Raw genomic sequence first — 20,237 nt, forward strand, 5'->3', positions numbered from 1 at the left:
GTGCTGAAGGGATAAGGACTACCACTACTGCTGTGCAAGGACTTTAAGGATTTTGGGTTGTTTAAAAGTGTTACCCTGGCATCCGATTACTTGAACCATGCAGAGGCTGCCTATAGCGTTTGCTTCGACGGACGGATGATTACCTCATTGATGTCAACATCGGCAGGCTGAGCCACGGCGAAGTGAATAGCACGCGCGACCGCGTCCGCGTCAATGGCAATTTCGGTAAACGTCTTTACACCCTCCTTCACCTCAGCCACTGAAATATGATCAGTGAGCTCAGTCTTGATAGCACCGGGACTGATATTCGTCACCCTTATGGAACCATCGGACTCCATGCGAATGCCCTCACCAAATGCTCGAACGGCGAACTTAGTAGCGCAGTAAACTGCAGCACCTGGAAAGACAAGATGCCCAGCTACTGAGCTTATATTTACAAACTGGCCTGAGCCTTGGGCGCGCATGAGAGGCTGAGCGGCGGCCACACCGTTGAGCACGCCCTTGATGTTAACGTCCACCATCCAGTTCCACTCATCGATGCGGTTCATTTCAACAGGAGAGAGCGGCATAACCCCTGCATTGTTAACCCAAACATCCAGACGCCCGTAGGTATCTTTAGCAGTTTCCGCCGCACACTGCATATCCTCAAAAGCTGTGACGTCAGCCTCAACAGCGATGGCTTGACCACCAGTCGCTTCAATGTCTTTGACAAGTTGGTCAAGCCGCGACTTGCGACGGGCAACAGCAACTATCTTCGCCCCGTCTTTGGCCAACAGGTGAGCAGTTGCTTCGCCAATGCCGCTGCTTGCTCCAGTGATAACGACGACTTGGTCAAGTTTATTGTTCATGATCAATGCTCCTGGCTGATAAAAATAGGCAGCAGTTTCTTTCTCCAAAGCACTATAGCGTGCCTCATAACGACTAAGATAAGCGGCGACAGGCAACTCTAGCACCCTTGCCAAGCTCCTCTGACCGTCCGCCTCATCGACTTGTTAGGTTGCGTCGCTACAAATTGCTCTTTACTGCTTTATACCTATAAACCTGTTTCAGAAATGTGCTGAGAACGATCTTTTGCAGAAATGAACCAAGCTGTGCCGATTAGTGTCGAGTATCCCCCAAATAAAAAGGCTGCGTAACGGCCTGCTGTTTCAGGTTGCATATTGCCCATCAGTTCTGAAAACCCAGCAAGAATTGGAATATTGCCCAGCATCCCCGGTAAAGCAATGTAGATTGCACATTGCAACCAATCTTTCTGCTCAATCTTTCGCCACTTCATTACTCCCAGCGAAAAAACAGCATATAGAATACCTGTCAAACTGACGCTAAGCCAATACCTAGCAGCAAAGCCTTCAAAGAAGGGGTTAGCGGCTATAAGGTCTGGGCTAGCTGTTAACTCTTTGAGTCGATTAATAATGGTTTGTTAATCTCGGGAAAAATAATTCTTTCGTTATCAAGAGCAAACGCACTGATAATCAGTCATTCCAGCCATTAGATTTATCTGGCAGAACATATCAAAGAATCAATATCTAATAAGCTACTTTAACGCAGACCTTTTAGCCGCTAACGGGTGCTTCCCCGTGCACTTCATAGAATTCCTGCTCCGCCTTCAGCTCAATCCCCCGATCCGAGTATCGGACAAAAGACTGCTCTGAAGCATGACGGGTAATCCGCCGGGCCAGAACTGAATCCATGTCCTTCATCACTAACCGAGTCGCTAGGGTATGCCGTCCCCGGTGAGGATGGGCATTCTCCACCTCGGCAATCTCAGCAATGGCCTTGAATATTTTGTAGATACCCCAGTACTGTAATCGCTGACCTTTGCTGTTGTTGGAGTGGGAGACGAACAACGGTGAATCATTTCCCAGAGCATCCCCCTGCTGCTCTCGCCATTGCTTATACTGGTCAATCGCTTTTCGGGCTTTCTTCAACAGGGGTACGGTGCCCACACTATCTGCTTTAGCGACTCGAATGGTGATGCGCTGCCCGTCGTAGTCCCCGACGTTCAGTCTGTGAATCTCCGATGCCCTCAGCCCATGATCAATCAGGTGAAGCAAGGCTCGATCTCGGAAGGCATGGAAGCCGCGATCGCAAATCGCCTGGTAGAGATTATCCACTTCATCCTGGCTAAACTCCTGGGGTAGCACGGGATCAGACTTGAGTTTTTCTAGGAGCAAAGTTGGGTCTTTAGTGATGTAGTCCCGGACCGTTAGCCATTTGAAAAAGCCCTGCAATGCGGCCAAGTTGCGGTTAATGGTTGCGTTCTTTCGGAGTTGGCCCCGTTGATTGGGTTCCACCTTCAGGTAGTTCTTGTACCGATCCAAGTCCCTGGCTGTTATCTCATGCCAACCCTTATCGGTCCAATCCATGAACTGCTTCAAGTCTCGCTCATAGGCTTTGCGAGTGTTGGAGCTAATCTCGCGAGACCTCATAAACTCTTCCACTCGCATCCATCGCAGATCCGCTGGGGTGGTTTTTGGGGGTTGTGTATTGAAGCGGGCAGTATCGATGGGGGTGGCGGATTGGTCTGACAGTACGATGAGTTTTACTTCGGGGACAGTCATTCGGGAAAGCCTAGTAGCAAGACACTGTAATGGGTTGGGATGCCATCAATGGAGATTCTACTCCAAATAACTGCATAACCTATTCCCTATAAATGAATCTATGCAAACTGTAAGACAAAAGTTTTGACAAACCGTAGGTTATGGTTTGATTGCCTTACTTCTACCTTTAATTCAGAAGAGCTGATTGAACAAATTTTTACCTGCAATAAACTAAACCCATATTGATACAGGGGATATTTTCCAATTTGTCACCTCAGAAACGAACTCGAACTTCACCGGGGTATGACCGTTATTTCTCTGCACTCAAGCAGAGATATCGAAAAACGCAGAGAGAGCTATTTCTCGGACTATTAGCACTTATTTGCATTATTTTCGCCGGAACCCTTTGGTATTGGATTATTGAGGGTTGGCACTTTATAGAAGCGCTCTATATGACCGTCATTACTCTAACGACGGTTGGATTCACTGAAGTTCAGCCCCTCAGCGAACGCAGTCGAATTTTTACAATCTTACTGATCGCATTAGGGATTGTTGCCGTAGGATATATCGTTAACCGATTTACAGCCGCAATTATGGGAGGCTACTTTCAAGAAGGGATGCAATTAAAGCAACGCCGCAAGCTTATGCAAGAACTGTCTCAGCATTATATTTTGTGTGGATTTGGGAGAACAGGGCGCCAAATTGCAGAAGAGTTTTCTCTCCAAAAGATTCCTTTTGTGGTGGTGGATAACGATGAAGAGGTGGTTCAGCAGGCACAGCAGTTGGGTTTTATGGCTGTACAAGGAGATGCCACCAAAGATAATATCCTCCATTTACTGAAGATTGAGTCGGCGGTTTGTCTAATTACAGCTTTAACATCCGATGCTGAGAACTTATATACAGTGCTCTCAGCCAGAACGCTCAATCCAGATATTCGAATTATTGCCCGAGCAAGTAGTGAAGATGCTATTCAGAAATTGCAACGAGTGGGATCTGATTCTGTGATCTCTCCTTATATAACGGGTGGTAAGCGGATGGCTGCTGCTGCACTACGTCCTCAAGTGATGGATTTTGTCGATGGGATTTTTGCCGGTGGTGATCAAACGTACTACATGGAAGAGTTTTTTCTCGATCCACAAGTAAGCTCTCAAATTGGCCAAACTCTTGAAGAATCACAATTGCGATCGCTGACGGGAGTTCTAATCGTAGCTATCCGACGAGATCATGGGGAAATGATTATCGGACCGACTGCAGAGATCCGACTAGAGGCAGGAGATTTTCTTATCTGCTTAGGGACTGCTGAGCAGCTTCAAACGATGAATCGCACGCTTTGCCCTATTAATCCAAGCCAATTGAAGCGACCTGTTTGAGATCAACCACATCAGCAAAGTTCTCAAAACAGTTATTCACCCCCGAAACCATGACGGAAACAGTATTTTCAAGATAATTTCTACTGGGCGTATGTCGTTACAGCCCCTACTGGGCTCAAACTGCTACATAATAAGTATCGCTGTATATCATGAATACACCTTCAAACAAACGGCAGTCCCGCTTACTATTAGGCAGTCTGTTAATATTTTTGGCTCTCCGGGAATTAGCGTGGTAGCCGCTAGATATAGTGTTTAGGTCACAGCGAATGTCTGATACCCATTGAGGTCAAGAGAAATCCTTTGGAAGAGTCTTTCAATATCGAAAATACCGTAGCATCGTCTTTTTAAGACTTTGACTCGGTTATTAAATCCTTCCACAAAACCACTGGTCCACCCCTCCAGGAAATAGTTGGTCATCTCGTCCATCCAATTATTGATAGTGGTCAGAAAACAATCGAATTCCTTGATGTCACTCTTGAGTACTTGTTTACACCAAGCACGGATGGCACATTTAGCTCCGTGCTTGGTGTACCTGCCCTCAAATATCTGCGTGAGTTTCTCTCGGAGGTTGTACGCCTGTTTCAGTTGTGGAGAATAAGCAAACAATCGCTCAAGGAGTTGTTGCTCTGACTCTTTCAGATTCTCTGGTCGTTTTCTAAAAGGCCACATCGCGCCTTTGATGCTGTCATACTCTTGCTTAGAGAGCTCTCGTCGTAGACGTTTGACCTCACGTTTACGAACCGTATCAGCACAATTACGATAGGCTTTGGTCACATGAAAGCGGTCAATGACAATTTTGGCTTGCGGCAATTGTTCTCGGACTGCACTGACAAATCCTTGGTACATGTCCGTACAGACGCGCTCAATGGTTTGGCGTAAATCAATGGGAATCGATTGAAGGAAATTTGCCACTGTCTGCTGTTTACGGTCGGCTAGAACTGCCAATATATCCACCCCATCCGTCGTAGGAATCGTGATCAAAACCACAAAATCACGATGGCCTCGTTTGAGAGAAATCTCATCCATCCCCATAACTTTGAGGTCTGCATATTCGCTCCAGTCAACTTGAGCGGCAATCCAACGATCAATGATTCCACTGACGATATCCTCACTAACGCCTAGTTTTCTGGCAACATCTGAGACCGTTGAATTGATCAAGATTCGCAGAAGCCAACGCTCATATGCTTTTGTATTGGGACTGCGAGGTTCGTGCCATTCTAAATGTTGAGTTGTTGTGGGATGGTCATCGCAATACTTGCATCGATAACGCTTGGGCCGAATTTCTAAGTAAACGGGGACTTCAAATAATGGCAGGTGACGAATCCGAAAAGGCTGATCATGACAATGGAGGTCAGTAATCTCACGTCCGCATTGATGACAGGTTGTTCCTTGAAGCGTACTCTCAATCTTGATGAGCCAATCCCCTCTCTCAGTCTTCGATAGCTCTAGAACTCGAATATCAGGAAGGTTGAGCGGGATGCGAATTGAGTTATCCATTACGCCATTGCTCTGAAGTACTACCTCAGATCATTCCATAGGGATGAAAAAGGAAACACACTAAATGTAGGACTGCTACACGCTAATTCCCAGAGAGCCATATTTTTCCTCATTTGGTTTTGGGGACTACAAGTCTCCTTCCAAACTGATCGGTTCATCTGGTTCTCTATGTTCTCATCCAAGCAATCCGGTGAAGCCATCGTTCAGGATCTCAGACAAGAAAAAAGATTAAATCTTACCTACTACACAATTTACCTGAAGGGTGTAGAAGACACCCCAAACTTCTCAATTCACAATGCCTTTTCAGCCAAGCCTTATAAAGTCGAAACCATACATCAAAGACTGAAATCAGTGCCTATAGGGGATAAAGTATCCGTACAGTGGAAACAACCACTATGGAGAAAGCCTTTTTACATATCAATTGAAGGTGATTCAAACATTTTAGAATCACTAGTAAGTTGCGATTGGATAATAGCATCCTGCTTTAGCTTGGCAATGATAGCCATAATAGGGTGTTTATTTACGAAGTGTTTTTGACCACTATTTGGCACTGATATATTAACAAGGCACATACTTAAATCCTGCCATTCCCCCTTCCAAGAACAGCTTGATGCTCTTTGGGAAGCATTGCTTGACTTTACGGAACCTGCTGATTTAGTGAGCTGGCTTTGGAGAGTCAGGTGGTAGCCATTGTTTCCTCAATAACTTCAAAACACCGTTTCAGCCCCCTTCTTCTGAGCTGAAGGGGCATTATTTCGACTATTTCTAGTCCAAATAACGGTCATTACTTGTAATTGAGCTTTCTCAATGGAGAATACAAAAGCCCATAATCTGTATCAGGCAATTATTTGAGCAGTTTTCAAACCAAGCTGCAAGATAACAAATATGTTATGTTTGCTTTATGGCCTGGAGTGTTCAATATTATTCCGAAACAGTTGAATCTGAGGTACTTGCTCTGCCTCCAGGTTTGTTAGCTAGATATTTGAGGCTCACCGACCTCATGTTAGAGTTTGGTCCCAATCTGGGGATGCCTCACACCCAATCCATGGGCGATCGCCTATTTGAATTGAGGGTAAAGAGCAAGGAAGGGATTGCGAGGGTGTTTTATTGCACCCTGATCGGCGAAAGGATAGTGATGCTGCACAGCTTTGTGAAGAAGACTCAAAAGACCCCCAATCGTGAACTCAAGATCGCGCGTCGTCGGTTAAAAGAGGTGATAGACAATGACTCATGAGGATCTCAAAGCAAAAGCCCTAAACAATCCAGAAGTGGCTGAAGAGTACGAAAAACTAGAGGAAGAGTTTAGTCTTTTAAGGCAAATGCTTGCTGCCCGCCAGAATGCAGGTCTAACTCAAGCTGACATTGCTGAAAAAATGGGGACAAAGGCAACAGCAGTGACCCGGCTGGAATCATCCCTCAGTAGTGGTAAGCATTCACCATCCCTATCCACTTTGCGAAAGTATGCCAAGGCAGTGGGTTGCCGTTTAGAAGTGAAGTTAGTGCCAGAACAGTAGCCCAACATAAGATATGGCCCCAATATCTTATATTGCATTCCATTAGACCAAATAGACTAGAGTCATTTTTCTTCGTATCGATGAAATACTATTCAGAGAGAAGAATTCAGATAAGTATATCTGTGGAATAAATCCCGAAACAGCTGTTAGGAATTCTCGGGAGTTTGTTTGAGCATGTTCATTGCCATTTCCATACTTACCTTCAAACGGTTCACTGAAGCGGCTAGAACTCCGATTTCATCTTTTGATTTATGTTCAAAGTTAGAAACTAATGCCCCTGTGCTCACTCCCCGAGACCACTTGGACATATTTGTGATGGGTGAAATAATTGAAAACTTTAGAAACAAGTTGAGAATGATGGCGGCAACCATGAAACCAGCTGCCAAAATACTGATGACTAATACTTGCAATCGCCGAGCTTCTGCAATGACACTGCTCGCGGGTACGGAGATAATCTGGGCACCGACAATTTCATCTAACTTCCAACCAAAACCACCATCACGTCCATAAGTTCTAATTTGACTGGCAGGTGCTCTATTTGGGGTACTATGACAGACCAAACAGCTTTCACTCTTGATTTGCAGCGGTCTCGCAATATAAAACAGGTCACCAGCAGCAATTTTCCGAAAACCGGATTGCTCCTGTAAATCTGGCTGCCTACGGAATTTCTCAACAATTTTAGTTTCAAACTTATCTGCTTTGTCTGAGAGGGAAGTTGGATTTAACGTCGCTTCTCGGTAGAAAAAGTCACTGTATTTCTTGCGCCTTTGCAAATTACTAAAAACTTCATTAGCAGAATATGCAGGAATACTCGTCTTGATAAACTGCCCATCAATTTCTAGATTTGGAGAGAGCGCTTTAATCGTGTCTTTGCTGACCTGCTTGTTCGTATATTCTCGAACAGCAGTCATTGTTTCAATCAGCACTAAAGCTTTATCTTTGACCTCTTGTTCGGCATTCCTCTGCAATACACTAGATAATAGCAAGCCATTCATTAAAATAATCACTAGAAAAACTGAAAGCAAAATTAGGTTTAATTTGACACCCAGTTTTAGATTTCGAATCATTTCAGCACCTTTTAGCAAATAGAAAACCAAATATTTTTTCTGAATTAAGTTGAATGAATTCAGGCATTGACTCATACCAATAGTCATTAAAAACTATGAAATCTATGTACCCATTTAAACTTCAAGTATGGCTAGCTTGGGTGATATGCTTGCGAAATGCTTTAAAAGAATGATACAGACTATCTTTGTGGATAACTCGTATCATTCTTCAAGAACATAAACTAAGAACTCGAAGTATTTCTGGCTTAATTCATCAAATATTTGAATATCTTTTCAAGCTTATAGACATATAAAATAGAGCTTAAAGTTTATATGCTATTTCATTTAATAGATTTTTAGTTCTATCTATTTATCAACTTACATTCCAATCATTATGTAGCCAGAAATATATCTTTATTCTTGATATTGAAAGAATTTACAAAGTCAATCACTTAGTAAAACAAGGGAAATATCTTTACTAAGTTAATCTTTGTTTTAAAGGGCATACTAAATTCATGCCGTCAGCCAATATCAATCCTGCATAAATAGCAAGATTTTAAAAGCCCAAAGATCCAGAAGAACTCTGGGCTCAGAAACTTAACTAACGTAATCAACGTAGCTAGAGTTGAGACTAAAAGTTGTGTTGTTGGCAATAAAGGCAACCTGATCACCCACCCACGAGTTGTGTTCAATGGCATTAATAAAGGTACCGGTTACACCATTGACGGAACCAAGAGATAAGTAATATCCGCTACTGTTGCCATACAACTGAACGGTATCTTGGATATTGCTGAAATCTTCAATGTAGGCATAGATTACCGTTGGAGGTACTGGGGTTATCGTAGAATCGACCGCTGCTATCCCCTAACACAAATAGATCAAATCCATTTCCTCCATCTAAGGTATCTATGGAACCTACAGACTCGCCCATAGTCGCAGCGCCCCAAAGCGTATCATCGCCGTCACCGCCATCGAGATCGTCGTTACCGTAACCGCCGACTAATTGATCATTGCCCCCATCGCCGCGAAGAAAGTCATTACCATTCCGCCCCCATAGCCGATCTTCACCATCGCCACCATAGAGGTAATCAACGTGATAGTCCCAACCGCCATCTAGGCGATCATTGCCCGCTTCACCATAGAGGACATCGCTTCCATCCCCTCCATAAAGGTAGTCATTTCCTGTGCCACTGTACAAGAGATCTCCTCCATCATCACCGTAGAGCCAGTCATTACCTGAGTCACTGTAAAGCTGATCATTATGGTCTCCTCCCCGGAGCGTGTCATTACCAGAACCGGCAAAAAGAGTATCAGTATCCGCTTCACCGCTTAGGTAATCATTGCCCGCTTGGCCATACAGACGATCCACTCCGCTCCCACCATAAAGGGAATCATTGTCTATTCCACCAAAGAGGGAATCATGATCAGTGCCACCGTAAATGCGGTCTTTGCCAGCCCCGCCGTAAAGCATGTCGTTTCCAGACCCACCACTCAGGTAGTCATCACTATCTGCACTAGATTCAACAGTGTGGTCGTGATAACCATATAAGCTGTCATTGCCAGAGCCACCATACAGGCTATCTCTGCCAGCACCACCATTGAGAACATCATTGCCGGCTTCTCCATATAGCGTGTCGTCACCGATTCCACCATCCAGTGAATCATTGCCTGGCCCAGCATAGAGTTTGTCATTTCCTTTCCACCCAAAGAGAGAATCGTTTCCTGATCCGCCAGAAAGGACATCGTTGCCTCCAAGGCCAAATAGGCGATCATTTCCGCTACCGCCATAAAGGGTGTCGTCATCATCCCCTCCAATGAGGGTGTCGTTCCCTCCATAGCCATACATGAGCCATGGCTCATGCCCACTAGTAGCTTTTCCAAAATCGTCTTTGGTCGGGTCACCGTAGTAGTAGCGCGTCATAGTGATTCTCCTTTGGCTGAAAGATATGTTTTCGTTTTTTTCGCAGTCACCACCATCCCAGGCAACACAGAGCGTTACGGGAAAGTCGTGATAGATGAATTCCGGTATCAGTGCTTATCTGCTGGGGGCTGACAGATGGACATGAAGGTTAAGTCCTTTCGGAATCTGTAAGCGCTTGTATCTCAATGATTGTCTTACCTTGACGTTGTTTCACCGATGACAACACAGTACTCGTTAGAGCCCAAAGCACTTGATCAACTCTGAGCTCTGGGACTTAAACGACGTAATCGACGTAGCTTGAGTTTAGATCGAAGTTATTGGTGTTATTGGCAATAAAGGCGACCCGATCCCCTCCCCAAGAGCCAGGTTCAATCGCGTTAACAAAGGTGCCTGAAACACCATTAACTGAACCGATAGACAGTGAATAGTCACTACTGCTTCCATTCAACTGAATGGTGTCTATTGTCCAGTTGAAATCTGCGATATAGGCATAATCTAGATTACCGTTGGAGGCACTGGGGTTATCGTAGAACCGACCCGTGCTATCCCCTAGCACAAACAGGTCATTCCCATTACCACCCGTTAAGGTATCGATGGAACCAATAGACTCGTTATTGGTGGCCGCACCCCAAAGCGTATCGTTGTCGTTACCCCCATTGAGGTTATCGTTGCCATAACCACCGATAAGCTGATCATGGCCATTATCACCTCTGAGATAGTCGTTGCCATACCGTCCCCACATGCGATCATTGCCTCTGCCACCATAGAGGTAATCGGCGTGATAGTCCCAACCACCATCTAAGATATCGTGACCATCTTCGCCGTAAAGGAGATCTTCTCCATCACTGCCATAGAGGGAATCATTGCCAATGCCACCAAATAGGAAATCATTACCGGAAACACCGTAGAGGAAATCATTACCGGAACCACCGTAGAGTGAGTCTTCACCAAAGCCACCGCTGAGGGTATCGTTACCAGATTCGCCATACAAGAGATCGTCGCCCTTGTCGCCTCTTAATTCATCATTACCAGTACCACCGTACAGGGAATCATTATGATCGCCTCCATAAAGGGTGTCATTGCCATTACCCCCTTTTAGTAAGTCATTCCCTGCTCCACCACTTAGGTAGTCGTTACCACCCTGATGATAGGTGAGTCCTTGCGAGAAGCCATATAAGCTGTCATTGCCGGAGCCACCATAGAGAGTATCTTCATCAGCTCCACCCTCAAGGAGATCATTACCCGAACCACCATAGAGGGTATCTTCATCTCTGCCTCCTCTCAGAGTGTCATTGCCCCCGTAGCCATACATTTTCCAAGATTCCCAGGTGTCAAACCACCAACTGCGCTTGGTTATTGTTGCTCTTTTGTAGTCGTCTTGATTTGGGTCGCCATAATAGTAACGAGTCATAGTCAATCTCCTTTTGTTGAACGATAGGTTCAAAGTTTTTAGACAGCCACCACCATCCCAGCCCATACCGTGCAAGTGCATAGCTGGGATAGTTGCAGTTGAAAAGTTGTAATAGTCTTGGGGGAATCAACTAGGAATGCAGGTTACGTCCTCGGTAGGCCATAGACTGTTCAGCGGACCTCCGCAGTGCTAGGGATGATCCGGGTTCTGGAGTCAAGGGAAGAGAATGAACTGGATGTACCAACCTATATGAGCCACAATTTGGGATCACGCTGGTTGAACAGATATCACCTACTAAAATCCAGCTCTAGTGCAAGTCTTACACTCTTATGTTCGAGGGAGTAATGATGGTTCTCCTGCAGTCTTGGTGCGTTTTCATTCCATAACTTCAATCTGCTTGAACCATCAAAATGACGCCACGTAAGATCACAACTTAAGCGCTCAACTTAAAGGCCAACTTAAACTAAATCTGCCAGAATTATTGAATTCACTGCGTTTCAGTTGTTGTGGGACCTTTAAGAAATAAGTTGAAATATCTTAACTTGGGCATGCAACATAACGACTAAGGTTATTTCCTTCATCAATGGACTGCAGACATGGTTGTGCTGGGAGTTTCAAGTATTCGTTTTGGGCAGTTTTGATTCTAGAATGAGAAAAGAGTAAATCATCTGTGGCTGTGCTGGTATGCTGCAACACTGATTGCCTGTATGACTAACCCCCAAAAGCCATCAAAACGAAGGCGGGGCGTTATTCTCACCGCAGCAGGTTGGCAACGGTTGCAAACCGCACAACAGCAATCAGAACTGACCCATAACGGTGGCAATCCTTATACCGTTGAGGACTTAAACGAACTCACTCATCTAAGTCGAAATACACTATCGAAGGTTAGGCTGCGCAAGAAACCGGTTGATCGACACACCTTAGAAGCCTACTTCACAACCTTTGGTCTCAACCTCACCCCAAAAGACTATAATCGAACCGCCTTAGAGCGAGCAGAAGCACCAGAACAATTCGAGACAGAACCAGTCCCCCCACCTTCTAATCACCAAGATTGGGGGGAAGCCATTGATGTATCTATCTTTTATGGACGAACTACAGAGTTAGCAGCTCTAAAACAGTGGGTTGTAATTGATCGATACCGGCTGATTAGTATCTTTGGTATGGGGGGAATTGGCAAAACGGCACTATCTGTGAAGCTAGCCCAACTTGTACAGAGAGATTTTGACTATGTGATTTGGAGATCGCTCCGTAATGCTCCCACGATGGAATCGCTCCTCGGTGAACTGGTCCCATTTCTATCTCGTCACCAAACCACAGAACCAACCATTGGAAAACTATTGCAGTGTTTTAAGCAATCCCGATGTCTCGCGATTCTTGACAACGTGGAAACGATTTTGCAGAGCAATCGAAACGCTGGATATTTCCGTCCCAACTATGAACCCTATGGTGATCTACTCAGGGTTATTGGTGAAACGGATCATCAGAGCTGTTTGCTTCTTACAAGTCGCGAGAAACCCGTTGAAATGGCTAAGTTCATAGGGTCGGAAGAAGCAGTAAGAACACTCTCCCTCAGCGGTTCTCTGGAAACCTCATTAGCCCTCATTGAAACTCAGGAATTAATTGGAACTCAAGACCATAAACAACAACTGTGTGAAGCCTGTGGTTGTAGTCCTCTAGCCCTAAAAATTACAGCTAGTTCTATTCACGAATTATTTGATGGCAATATCGCTCAATTCCTTTTCGAGAAAACTATTGTTTTTAACGGAGTGCGTCGACTGCTAAATCAGCAATTTGAGCGTTTGTCAAGTCAGGAACGCAGCATTATGTATTGGCTAGCAATTAACCGTGAATGGACATCTATTTCAGAACTAGATGATGATTTGATCCCTAAGATTCCCCGTTCTCACTTGTTAGAGTCTTTGGAATCACTCTGTTGGCGTTCGCTAATTGAAAAGCGTTCTGGTAAATATACTCTTCAGCCAGTGGTGATGGAGTATATTATTGGACAGTTAGTTGAACGAGTTTGTCAGGAATTAATTGAGTGGGAGATTGATATTTCTCTATCATCTTCCGAGCCTAATTTTTTGACGAAAACCTCTCTTTTTCATGTCCATGCTCTCCTTAAAACCAATGCCACAGATTACATTCGTGAGAGCCAAAAACGTCTGATTCTACAACCGATTGCTGAACAGATTCAACAAACTTTTAGCACACCTGCTTCATTAGAAAAGCACATCAAAGCTATCCTAGCGAGCTTACGCAGCAAATCACCTAAAGTCGGAGCCTATAGCAGTGGTAACTTGCTTAATCTCTGTGGTCTTCTAAACCTAAATTTAGCAAATTACAATTTTTCTGGCCTGGATATCCGTCAGGCTTATCTTCCTGGTATTGACCTACCCAGGGTCAATTTTTCCAATGCTCATATCACATCCTCCATTTTTGCAGAGCCTTTGGGGGATATGCTGTGTGTTGCTTTCAGTCCAAATGGTCAAATGATTGCAACAGGAGACTCAAACGGTTTCTTGTCTGTGTGGCAAGCAAACACAGGCCAGAGGCTGCTGACGTGTCAAGGACATGCCGGATGGGTGATGTCAGTAGATTTCAGTCCTGATGGAACGCTGTTGGCAAGTAGTAGTAATGATCAAGACATTCGACTTTGGGATGCTCATACAGGACAATGTCTAAAAATTTTACAGGGTCATACCAACCTAGTGTGGTCAGTACGCTTTAATCCTGATGGGAAACATCTTGCCAGTGGGTGCCATGATCAAACGATCAAAGTGTGGAATGTTTCATCTGGAGAATGTTGTCACACCCTGCGAGCACACGCCAGTGGAGTTTTTGATGTTGTCTTTTGTATGGGAGGAAAAACCCTAGCCAGTAGCAGTATGGATTGCACGGTGAAACTTTGGGATTGGGCGAATGGGAGCACCCTAAAGACATTAGAAGGGCATACTGATGCAGTCCTCTCGCTTGCTTACAACACACTGGATCAAATTTTGGTGAGTGGCGGTCGTGATAAGACCATTCGGCTGTGGAATATAGAGACCGGAGACTGTTTACAGATTCTTCAAGGACATATCCATTGGATCTGGGGAGTCAGCGTGAGTCCCGATGGTCAAACCGTGGCGAGCAGCAGTAGCGATTGCAGTATCAAGCTGTGGGATGTAATCACAGGGCAATGCTTACAAACACTTTTAGGACATACCAGTGGCTTGTACGGTATCGCCTTTAGCCCAGATGGTCAACGCCTCACCAGTGGTAGCTCGGATCAAACGGTAAAGTTCTGGGATATTTCTACAGGAAAAGTATTACGGACTGTGCAAGGACACACCCGACAAATTCATCAGGTTAGATCATTAGCTCTCAATGTCGATGGCCACACATTAGCTAGTAGCAGCGATCGCCAAATCATTCGGTTCTGGGATCTTCAGACAGGGAATTGTTCTCAGACTTTACAAGGGCATACTGGATGGATCTTTGGCATAGATCAAAGTCCTGACGGGCAGTGGCTAGCGAGTGCAGGTGGAGAAGATCAAACAATTAAAATTTGGGATGTTAAAACTGGCCAATGCGTTCAAAATTTGCAGGGGCATCTGGCTTGGGTGTTTGATGTTGCCTTTAACCCAGCCAGCCCTTCAGAATCGAATAAAACGTTATTGGCAAGCGGCAGCCAGGATCAAACCATCAAACTATGGGATCTTGACCGCGGTGAATGCTTAAAGACACTATATGGGCACAGTCAAACAGTTTGGACTGTTGCTTTTAACCCCCAAGGAACGCTTCTAGCCAGTGGTGGGCAAGACCATACGGTGAAAGTATGGAATATACCAACAGGTTCCCTCCTTACAACTTTGCTGGGACATACCAATGAGGTATTGTCCGTCACCTTTAATCCTCAAGGGACAATCCTAGCAAGTGGTAGTCAGGATCAAAGCATTAAACTGTGGGATGTAGAGAGGGAACAGGCTCTAAAAACCATATCGCAACAAGAGATGGGGCATATTTGGACTCTGGCGTTCAGTCCAGATGGCCACCTCCTTGCTAGTGGGAGTGTGGACCATATGATTCGGTTGTGGGACATTCATACCGGTGAGAATGTACAGACATTAAAAGGGCACACGAACTGGGTGCTTTCAGTCTGTTTTAACACCCAAGGAACAGTGTTAATCAGTGGCAGTGCCGATGCCACCATAAAGCTGTGGGACTTACACACAGGAGATTGCCTAGAAACTCTAAGACCCGATCGCCCCTATGAAGGTATGAATATTACTGGAGTTACGGGCTTAACTGAGGCCCAGAAATCCACACTTCAGAACTTGGGTGCCATGTCAAATGATAGTTAAGTTTAATCTCTTACAACTCATTTCGGGTTTTTATCCAGTTGACCTGAAATATCAGCTTTTTAAGCTAAAATGAACAACAAAGAAAGAAGAAAAAGGGAATTTAATCATTCCTCTTTGATTATTCACCTCATGATTCCGTTTTCTATGCATGACAATCTGGATCTCAGTTACAGAGACCTCTAGAATTTATAGATTTCAAGTTGAGACTAACTTTGGCAAAAATGCCGAAGATTGATCATCGTGTATGCCAAGCTTTTCAAGGCTGAGATGTTGCACCAAGGGTCCTGCCTATGAGAAAAGGGCGTGCAGTTATATCCAGAAACAAGCATGCCAAAACACATCCTTGCCCACGCCCAAGGGCTAGTCTACAACCTTTGGTTGAGGTTCCCGACTGCCGATGTGCAAATGGGGCAAGACAAATGTCTCAAACTGCTCAAGAGTTAAGAATGTTGGAATCCATTTATGGGACTTAGTTTGAGGCATCTGCACTCCTAACGAACGGTAAACTAAATGACTGGCGTCATTTAAGTCTTTAATGATGGAAGGCCATGCAGGGTATGGGTTTTAAGTGATCTGAACCATGGAATAAAACCCGAAATGAGTTGAAGGATTCGTTTTGGGCAGTTTTGATTCTAGAATGAGACCAGAGTAAATCATCTGTGGCTGTGCTGGTATGCTGCAACACTGATTGCCTGTATGACTAACCCCCAAAAGCCATCAAAACGAAGGCGGGGTGCTATTCTCACCGCAGCAGGTTGGCAACGGTTGCAAACCGCACAACAACAATCAGAACTGACTCATAACGGTGGCAATCCTTATACCGTTGAGGACTTAAACGAACTCACTCATCTAAGTCGAAATACACTATCGAAGGTTAGGCTGCGCAAGAAACCGGTTGATCGACACACCTTAGAAGCCTACTTCAACACTTTCGGCCTCACTCTCCGTGCCGAAGATTATAGCCAAAGCACCACAGATGGAGAGAAAATTCCCAAACTAGCACAAACATCTAAGAGCCCTCTAATTTCTAACCGACAAGATTGGGGTGAAGCAATTGATGTATCTATCTTTCATGGGCGTAATGAAGAACTGTCAATACTCAATCAGTGGCTAAGGCAAGAACGATGTCGTCTCATCAGCATCCTTGGCATAGGCGGGATCGGCAAAACAGCACTTTCAGTTAAGTTAGCCCAACAACTTCAGCATGAATTTGAGTACATAATCTGGCGTTCGTTACGCAATGCCCCTAACCTAGAAACCCTTCTTGAAGAACTCGTACCTTTCCTGTCTACAGATCAGGACACCAAAACTGATACGCTTCACTTTCTCAAATGTTTGCAAAAGTCTCGCTGTCTAGTGATTCTAGACAACTTGGAGACAATTTTACAACCGGGAGGCCAAGCTGGATATTATCGCCCAGGTTATGAAAATTATGGTGATCTACTAAGAATAATCGGGGAATCTAGCCATAAAAGCTGTTTTATCATCACGAGTCGGGAGAAACCTGCTGAAATTGCAGTGTTTGAGACTATAGAGTTTCCCGTTCGATCTCTTCAGCTGAGCGGCTCATTAGAAACAGCTTTGGCTTTGGTTGATACAAAGGACTTACTCGGAACTGTTCAGAACAAAAAGGACCTGTGTGAATCCTATGGGTGCAGCCCTTTGGCACTCAAGATTGTCACTAGTACGATTAAAGACTTATTTGGAGGGGACATTGCCCAGTTTCTAGCAGAGGAGACAATTGTCTTTAATGGAGTGCGTCGTTTATTAGATCAACAATTTGAGCGCCTAACTGAGCTTGAGCGCACTCTTATGTATTGGCTCGCGATCAACCGTGACTGGACTTCGATTTCAGAACTCGTCACTGATTTGGTGCCAAATGTCCCTCGGTCCAAACTGTTGGAATCCCTGGAATCGTTAAGTTGGCGTTCTTTGATTGAAAAACAACCAGGCAAATATACACAACAGCCTGTAGTGATGGAATATGCGACTGAATCGTTGACTCAGCAGGTTGTATCAGAGCTCATGACTCAATCCTTTTCAAGATTTACCCACCATGCCCTGCTCAAAACTTCAGTCAAGGAATTTGTCCGTAATAGTCAATGCCGACTGATATTAGATCCTGTCCTTCATGCGCTTAAAACGGAACTACGATCTCCTTCCGCGTTGGCAAAGCATTTGCAAGCCGTACTATCGACATTACGGCAAAATCAAGATTACCGATTGAGCTATGCCGGGGGTAATGTGTTGAACTTATGTCGTCAAGGCCAGCTTGACATCAAAGGCTTCGACTTTTCACAACTGGCCATTTGGCATGCCTTTCTACAAGATGTTGAACTCCAGCAAACCAATTTCACTGAGGCTGAATTTTCAAATGCTAGCTTTGCTCAAACCTTTAGCAGCATTTTATCGTTGGCGTTTAGCCCTGATGGTCAACTGCTAGCTGCATCTGACACCAATGGAGAATGCCACTTGTGGGACGTTGCAGATGGTCAACTCCTCTTAACACTTCCCGGAGTGGATTGGGTACGATCAGTCGCCTTTAATACTAATGGCAAGCTGTTGGCCAGTGGAGGGGATGACTACAAGATTGTATTCTGGGATATCCAAACTGGGCAGTGCCTCAAAACCCTACAAGAACATACCGGTCGTGTCTGCGCTCTCATGTTCAGCCCCAATGGTCAGGCTTTGGTGAGCAGTAGTGAAGATCAAACCATACGTTTGTGGGAAGTGAACAGTGGCGAGTGCTGCGCGATAATGTCTGGCCATACCCAACAGATATGGTCTGTTCAATTCGATCCAGAAGGCAAGCGGTTAGTCAGTGGGGGAGAAGATAAAACCGTTAAAATCTGGGATGTACAGACCGGACAATGTCTCAACACTTTTACAGGACATACCAATTGGATTGGGTCTGTTGCCTTTAGCCCAGATGGGCAACTGGTGGGTAGTGCCAGTCATGATCAAACCATTCGTTTGTGGAACGCTCAGACCGGTGAATGCCTCCAAATCCTTAAGGGGCACACCAATTGGATTTGGTCAATTGCTTTTAGTCCAGATGGACAAATGCTGGCTAGCGGCAGTGAGGATCATACGGTTCGCCTTTGGAATGTTCATACAGGTGAGTGTTTGAAAGTTCTTACTGGACACACTCATCGAGTGTGGTCTGTTGTGTTCAGTCCCGATCAATCGATGCTGGCAAGCGGGGGTGAGGATCAGACTATACGATTATGGGAAATGTCCCGATTGGTTTCTGAAGAGTATTCTGCTGATAGTCGCACATCCCAGCTACATTGGCCTCTCTCAGCTCGATGTTTGCGAACCTTACAAGGCCATACCAACCAAGTTTGGGGGATCGCGTTTAGCCCCGATGGTCAGCGTTTAGCCAGTGTCGGAGACGAGAAGTTTATTAGGATCTGGCACACCGAAACTAGGATATGTAACCAAATTTTAGTAGGACATACTCGCCGGATCAGTTCCGTTGATTGGAGTCCAGATGGTGTCACCTTGGCTAGTGGTGGTGAAGATCAAACAGTTCGACTCTGGGATATTAAGACTGGAAGTTGCTTGAAAATCTTGAGTGGACACACCAAGCAAATTTGGTCAGTCGCTTTTAGCCCAGATGGTGCCATTCTTGCGAGTGGGGGCGAGGATCAGACGATCAAACTGTGGCTGGTTGATAGACAAGATTGTGTCAAAACAATGGAAGGTCATAAGAACTGGGTCTGGTCTCTGGATTTCAACCCTGTCAACTCCTTATTGGCAAGTGGTAGCTTTGACCATACTGTTAAGCTCTGGGATATCGAAACGGGGGATTGCGTTAGAACATTGGAAGGGCATCAAGGATGGATTATGGGCGTAGCTTTCAGCCCTGATGGTCAGCTTCTTGCGAGTGGGAGTCCTTACGATAAAACCATACGGATATGGGAGGTGCTTACCGGAAAGTGCCTAGAAATCTTGCCTGAACAATCTGCATATTGTTTAGCCTTTTCTTCTCCACTTAGAGCACCATCCTCCGAGCAAGATGCCATCCTTGCTATCGGCGGATTAGATCAGACCATAAAGCTTTGGAATACTAACACAAAAAAAATTACTTGCTTACCAACTTTACATAAGCGTTGGATCTTTGACATCGCCTTTAGTCCTGATTGTCAGACCATTGCTAGTGGAAGTGCCGACGCAACTGTGAAGCTGTGGGATGTCAGTGAAAGAGCCTGTCTCAATACACTCAGACCACATCGACCTTATGAAGGTATGAACATCACTGGGATAACAGGTTTGACCGAGGCTCAAAAATCTACACTTATGGATTTGGGGGCAATCGCGAATTAAAATTACTGACGAAATAGATGATTTACTCTTGCAGGCCACTATATTAAGCAGCGATTTCTATTCCAGATTTGTCTCTCACAACATCAAAACTACTTTTCAAACCCTTGACCCTTACAGTAAGGATATTTTAGTAGGCCCAATTGAAGGGTTGCTGACACCAGGGACAACGAAAGCTACAACCCTTTCTCAGTAATAGTTACAGGCATTAAGAAGTGTAAATACCATCGACTTACACTACTCTTAAATCATAAGTTTTATTTATA

Annotated in this window: 13 protein-coding genes; 6 read left to right on the plus strand and 7 right to left on the minus strand. The window is 44.9% G+C overall.

What is annotated here, in order from left to right; translation table 11 throughout:
- Positions 1–110 precede the first annotated feature (110 nt).
- From AM1_RS28000 to AM1_RS28010, 3 genes are all read right to left on the minus strand, one after another.
- Positions 111–848, minus strand: a complete 738-nt coding sequence (locus tag AM1_RS28000; protein WP_012166329.1) for an SDR family oxidoreductase — start codon at positions 846–848, stop codon at positions 111–113.
- A gap of 185 nt (positions 849–1,033) precedes the next feature.
- A complete protein-coding gene (locus AM1_RS28005) occupies positions 1,034–1,315 on the minus strand; it encodes a DUF5367 domain-containing protein (protein ID WP_238549114.1) in 282 nt (93 codons plus the stop codon).
- 238 nt (positions 1,316–1,553) lie between these two features.
- Positions 1,554–2,561 (minus strand): tyrosine-type recombinase/integrase, encoded by a 1,008-nt coding sequence (locus tag AM1_RS28010; RefSeq protein ID WP_012166331.1) that lies wholly within the window; start codon positions 2,559–2,561, stop codon positions 1,554–1,556.
- A gap of 245 nt (positions 2,562–2,806) precedes the next feature.
- On the opposite strand from AM1_RS28010, the gene AM1_RS28015 reads away from it, so the two are divergent.
- On the plus strand, positions 2,807–3,910 hold the full coding sequence (locus AM1_RS28015; RefSeq protein WP_012166332.1) for a potassium channel family protein: 1,104 nt from the start codon (positions 2,807–2,809) through the stop codon (positions 3,908–3,910).
- A 252-nt stretch (positions 3,911–4,162) separates the two neighbouring features.
- On the opposite strand, the gene AM1_RS28020 is transcribed toward AM1_RS28015, so the two are convergent.
- Entirely contained in the window at positions 4,163–5,407 is a 1,245-nt protein-coding gene (locus tag AM1_RS28020) for an ISL3-like element ISAcma10 family transposase (protein ID WP_012160803.1), read from the minus strand.
- A gap of 570 nt (positions 5,408–5,977) precedes the next feature.
- Between AM1_RS28020 and AM1_RS44500 the strand changes: the two genes are divergently transcribed.
- The 3 genes from AM1_RS44500 to AM1_RS28030 all read left to right on the plus strand — a co-directional run bounded on the left by AM1_RS44500 (position 5,978) and on the right by AM1_RS28030 (position 6,921).
- Positions 5,978–6,094: a DUF4351 domain-containing protein gene (locus AM1_RS44500; protein ID WP_390610046.1), complete on the plus strand. Its 117-nt coding sequence runs from the start codon at positions 5,978–5,980 to the stop codon at positions 6,092–6,094.
- A gap of 214 nt (positions 6,095–6,308) precedes the next feature.
- Positions 6,309–6,641 carry a type II toxin-antitoxin system RelE/ParE family toxin gene (locus AM1_RS28025; protein WP_012166333.1) on the plus strand — a complete coding sequence of 111 codons (333 nt, stop codon included), beginning with the start codon at positions 6,309–6,311 and terminating at the stop codon, positions 6,639–6,641.
- Positions 6,631–6,921: a helix-turn-helix domain-containing protein gene (locus AM1_RS28030; protein WP_012166334.1), complete on the plus strand. Its 291-nt coding sequence runs from the start codon at positions 6,631–6,633 to the stop codon at positions 6,919–6,921. The genes AM1_RS28025 and AM1_RS28030 overlap by 11 nt, the downstream gene beginning before the upstream one ends.
- 146 nt (positions 6,922–7,067) lie before the next feature.
- Here AM1_RS28030 and AM1_RS28035 read toward each other — a convergent pair whose 3' ends face one another.
- From AM1_RS28035 to AM1_RS28045, 3 genes are all read right to left on the minus strand, one after another.
- On the minus strand, positions 7,068–7,988 hold the full coding sequence (locus AM1_RS28035) for a Tll0287-like domain-containing protein (protein WP_041661100.1): 921 nt from the start codon (positions 7,986–7,988) through the stop codon (positions 7,068–7,070).
- 778 nt (positions 7,989–8,766) lie between these two features.
- The gene (locus AM1_RS28040; protein WP_049783802.1) at positions 8,767–9,888 is read right to left on the minus strand and encodes a calcium-binding protein; all 1,122 of its coding nucleotides are present in this window, start codon (positions 9,886–9,888) and stop codon (positions 8,767–8,769) included.
- Between the two features lie 274 nt (positions 9,889–10,162).
- The gene (locus tag AM1_RS28045) at positions 10,163–11,299 is read right to left on the minus strand and encodes a calcium-binding protein (RefSeq protein WP_012166338.1); all 1,137 of its coding nucleotides are present in this window, start codon (positions 11,297–11,299) and stop codon (positions 10,163–10,165) included.
- 707 nt (positions 11,300–12,006) lie between these two features.
- Here AM1_RS28045 and AM1_RS28050 point away from each other — a divergent pair.
- The gene (locus tag AM1_RS28050; RefSeq protein WP_012166339.1) at positions 12,007–15,645 is read left to right on the plus strand and encodes a WD40 domain-containing protein; all 3,639 of its coding nucleotides are present in this window, start codon (positions 12,007–12,009) and stop codon (positions 15,643–15,645) included.
- Between the two features lie 696 nt (positions 15,646–16,341).
- Positions 16,342–19,974, plus strand: a complete 3,633-nt coding sequence (locus AM1_RS28055) for a WD40 domain-containing protein (protein ID WP_012166342.1) — start codon at positions 16,342–16,344, stop codon at positions 19,972–19,974.
- The last annotated feature ends 263 nt before the right edge of the window (positions 19,975–20,237 follow it).

It is taken from the genome of Acaryochloris marina MBIC11017, assembly GCF_000018105.1.
In the GTDB taxonomy this organism is placed as follows: domain Bacteria; phylum Cyanobacteriota; class Cyanobacteriia; order Thermosynechococcales; family Thermosynechococcaceae; genus Acaryochloris; species Acaryochloris marina.

Excerpts from the sequence above, each read along its gene's own strand:
- AM1_RS28000 (WP_012166329.1), bottom strand. The coding sequence starts at position 848 with ATGAACAATAAACTTGACCAAGTCGTCGTTATCACTGGAGCAAGCAGC.
- AM1_RS28010 (WP_012166331.1), bottom strand. The coding sequence starts at position 2,561 with ATGACTGTCCCCGAAGTAAAACTCATCGTACTGTCAGACCAATCCGCC.
- AM1_RS28020 (WP_012160803.1), bottom strand. The coding sequence starts at position 5,407 with ATGGATAACTCAATTCGCATCCCGCTCAACCTTCCTGATATTCGAGTT.
- AM1_RS28025 (WP_012166333.1), top strand. The coding sequence starts at position 6,309 with ATGGCCTGGAGTGTTCAATATTATTCCGAAACAGTTGAATCTGAGGTA.
- AM1_RS28030 (WP_012166334.1), top strand. The coding sequence starts at position 6,631 with ATGACTCATGAGGATCTCAAAGCAAAAGCCCTAAACAATCCAGAAGTG.
- AM1_RS28035 (WP_041661100.1), bottom strand. The coding sequence starts at position 7,988 with ATGATTCGAAATCTAAAACTGGGTGTCAAATTAAACCTAATTTTGCTT.
- AM1_RS28040 (WP_049783802.1), bottom strand. The coding sequence starts at position 9,888 with ATGACGCGCTACTACTACGGTGACCCGACCAAAGACGATTTTGGAAAA.
- AM1_RS28045 (WP_012166338.1), bottom strand. The coding sequence starts at position 11,299 with ATGACTCGTTACTATTATGGCGACCCAAATCAAGACGACTACAAAAGA.
- AM1_RS28050 (WP_012166339.1), top strand. The coding sequence starts at position 12,007 with ATGACTAACCCCCAAAAGCCATCAAAACGAAGGCGGGGCGTTATTCTC.
- AM1_RS28055 (WP_012166342.1), top strand. The coding sequence starts at position 16,342 with ATGACTAACCCCCAAAAGCCATCAAAACGAAGGCGGGGTGCTATTCTC.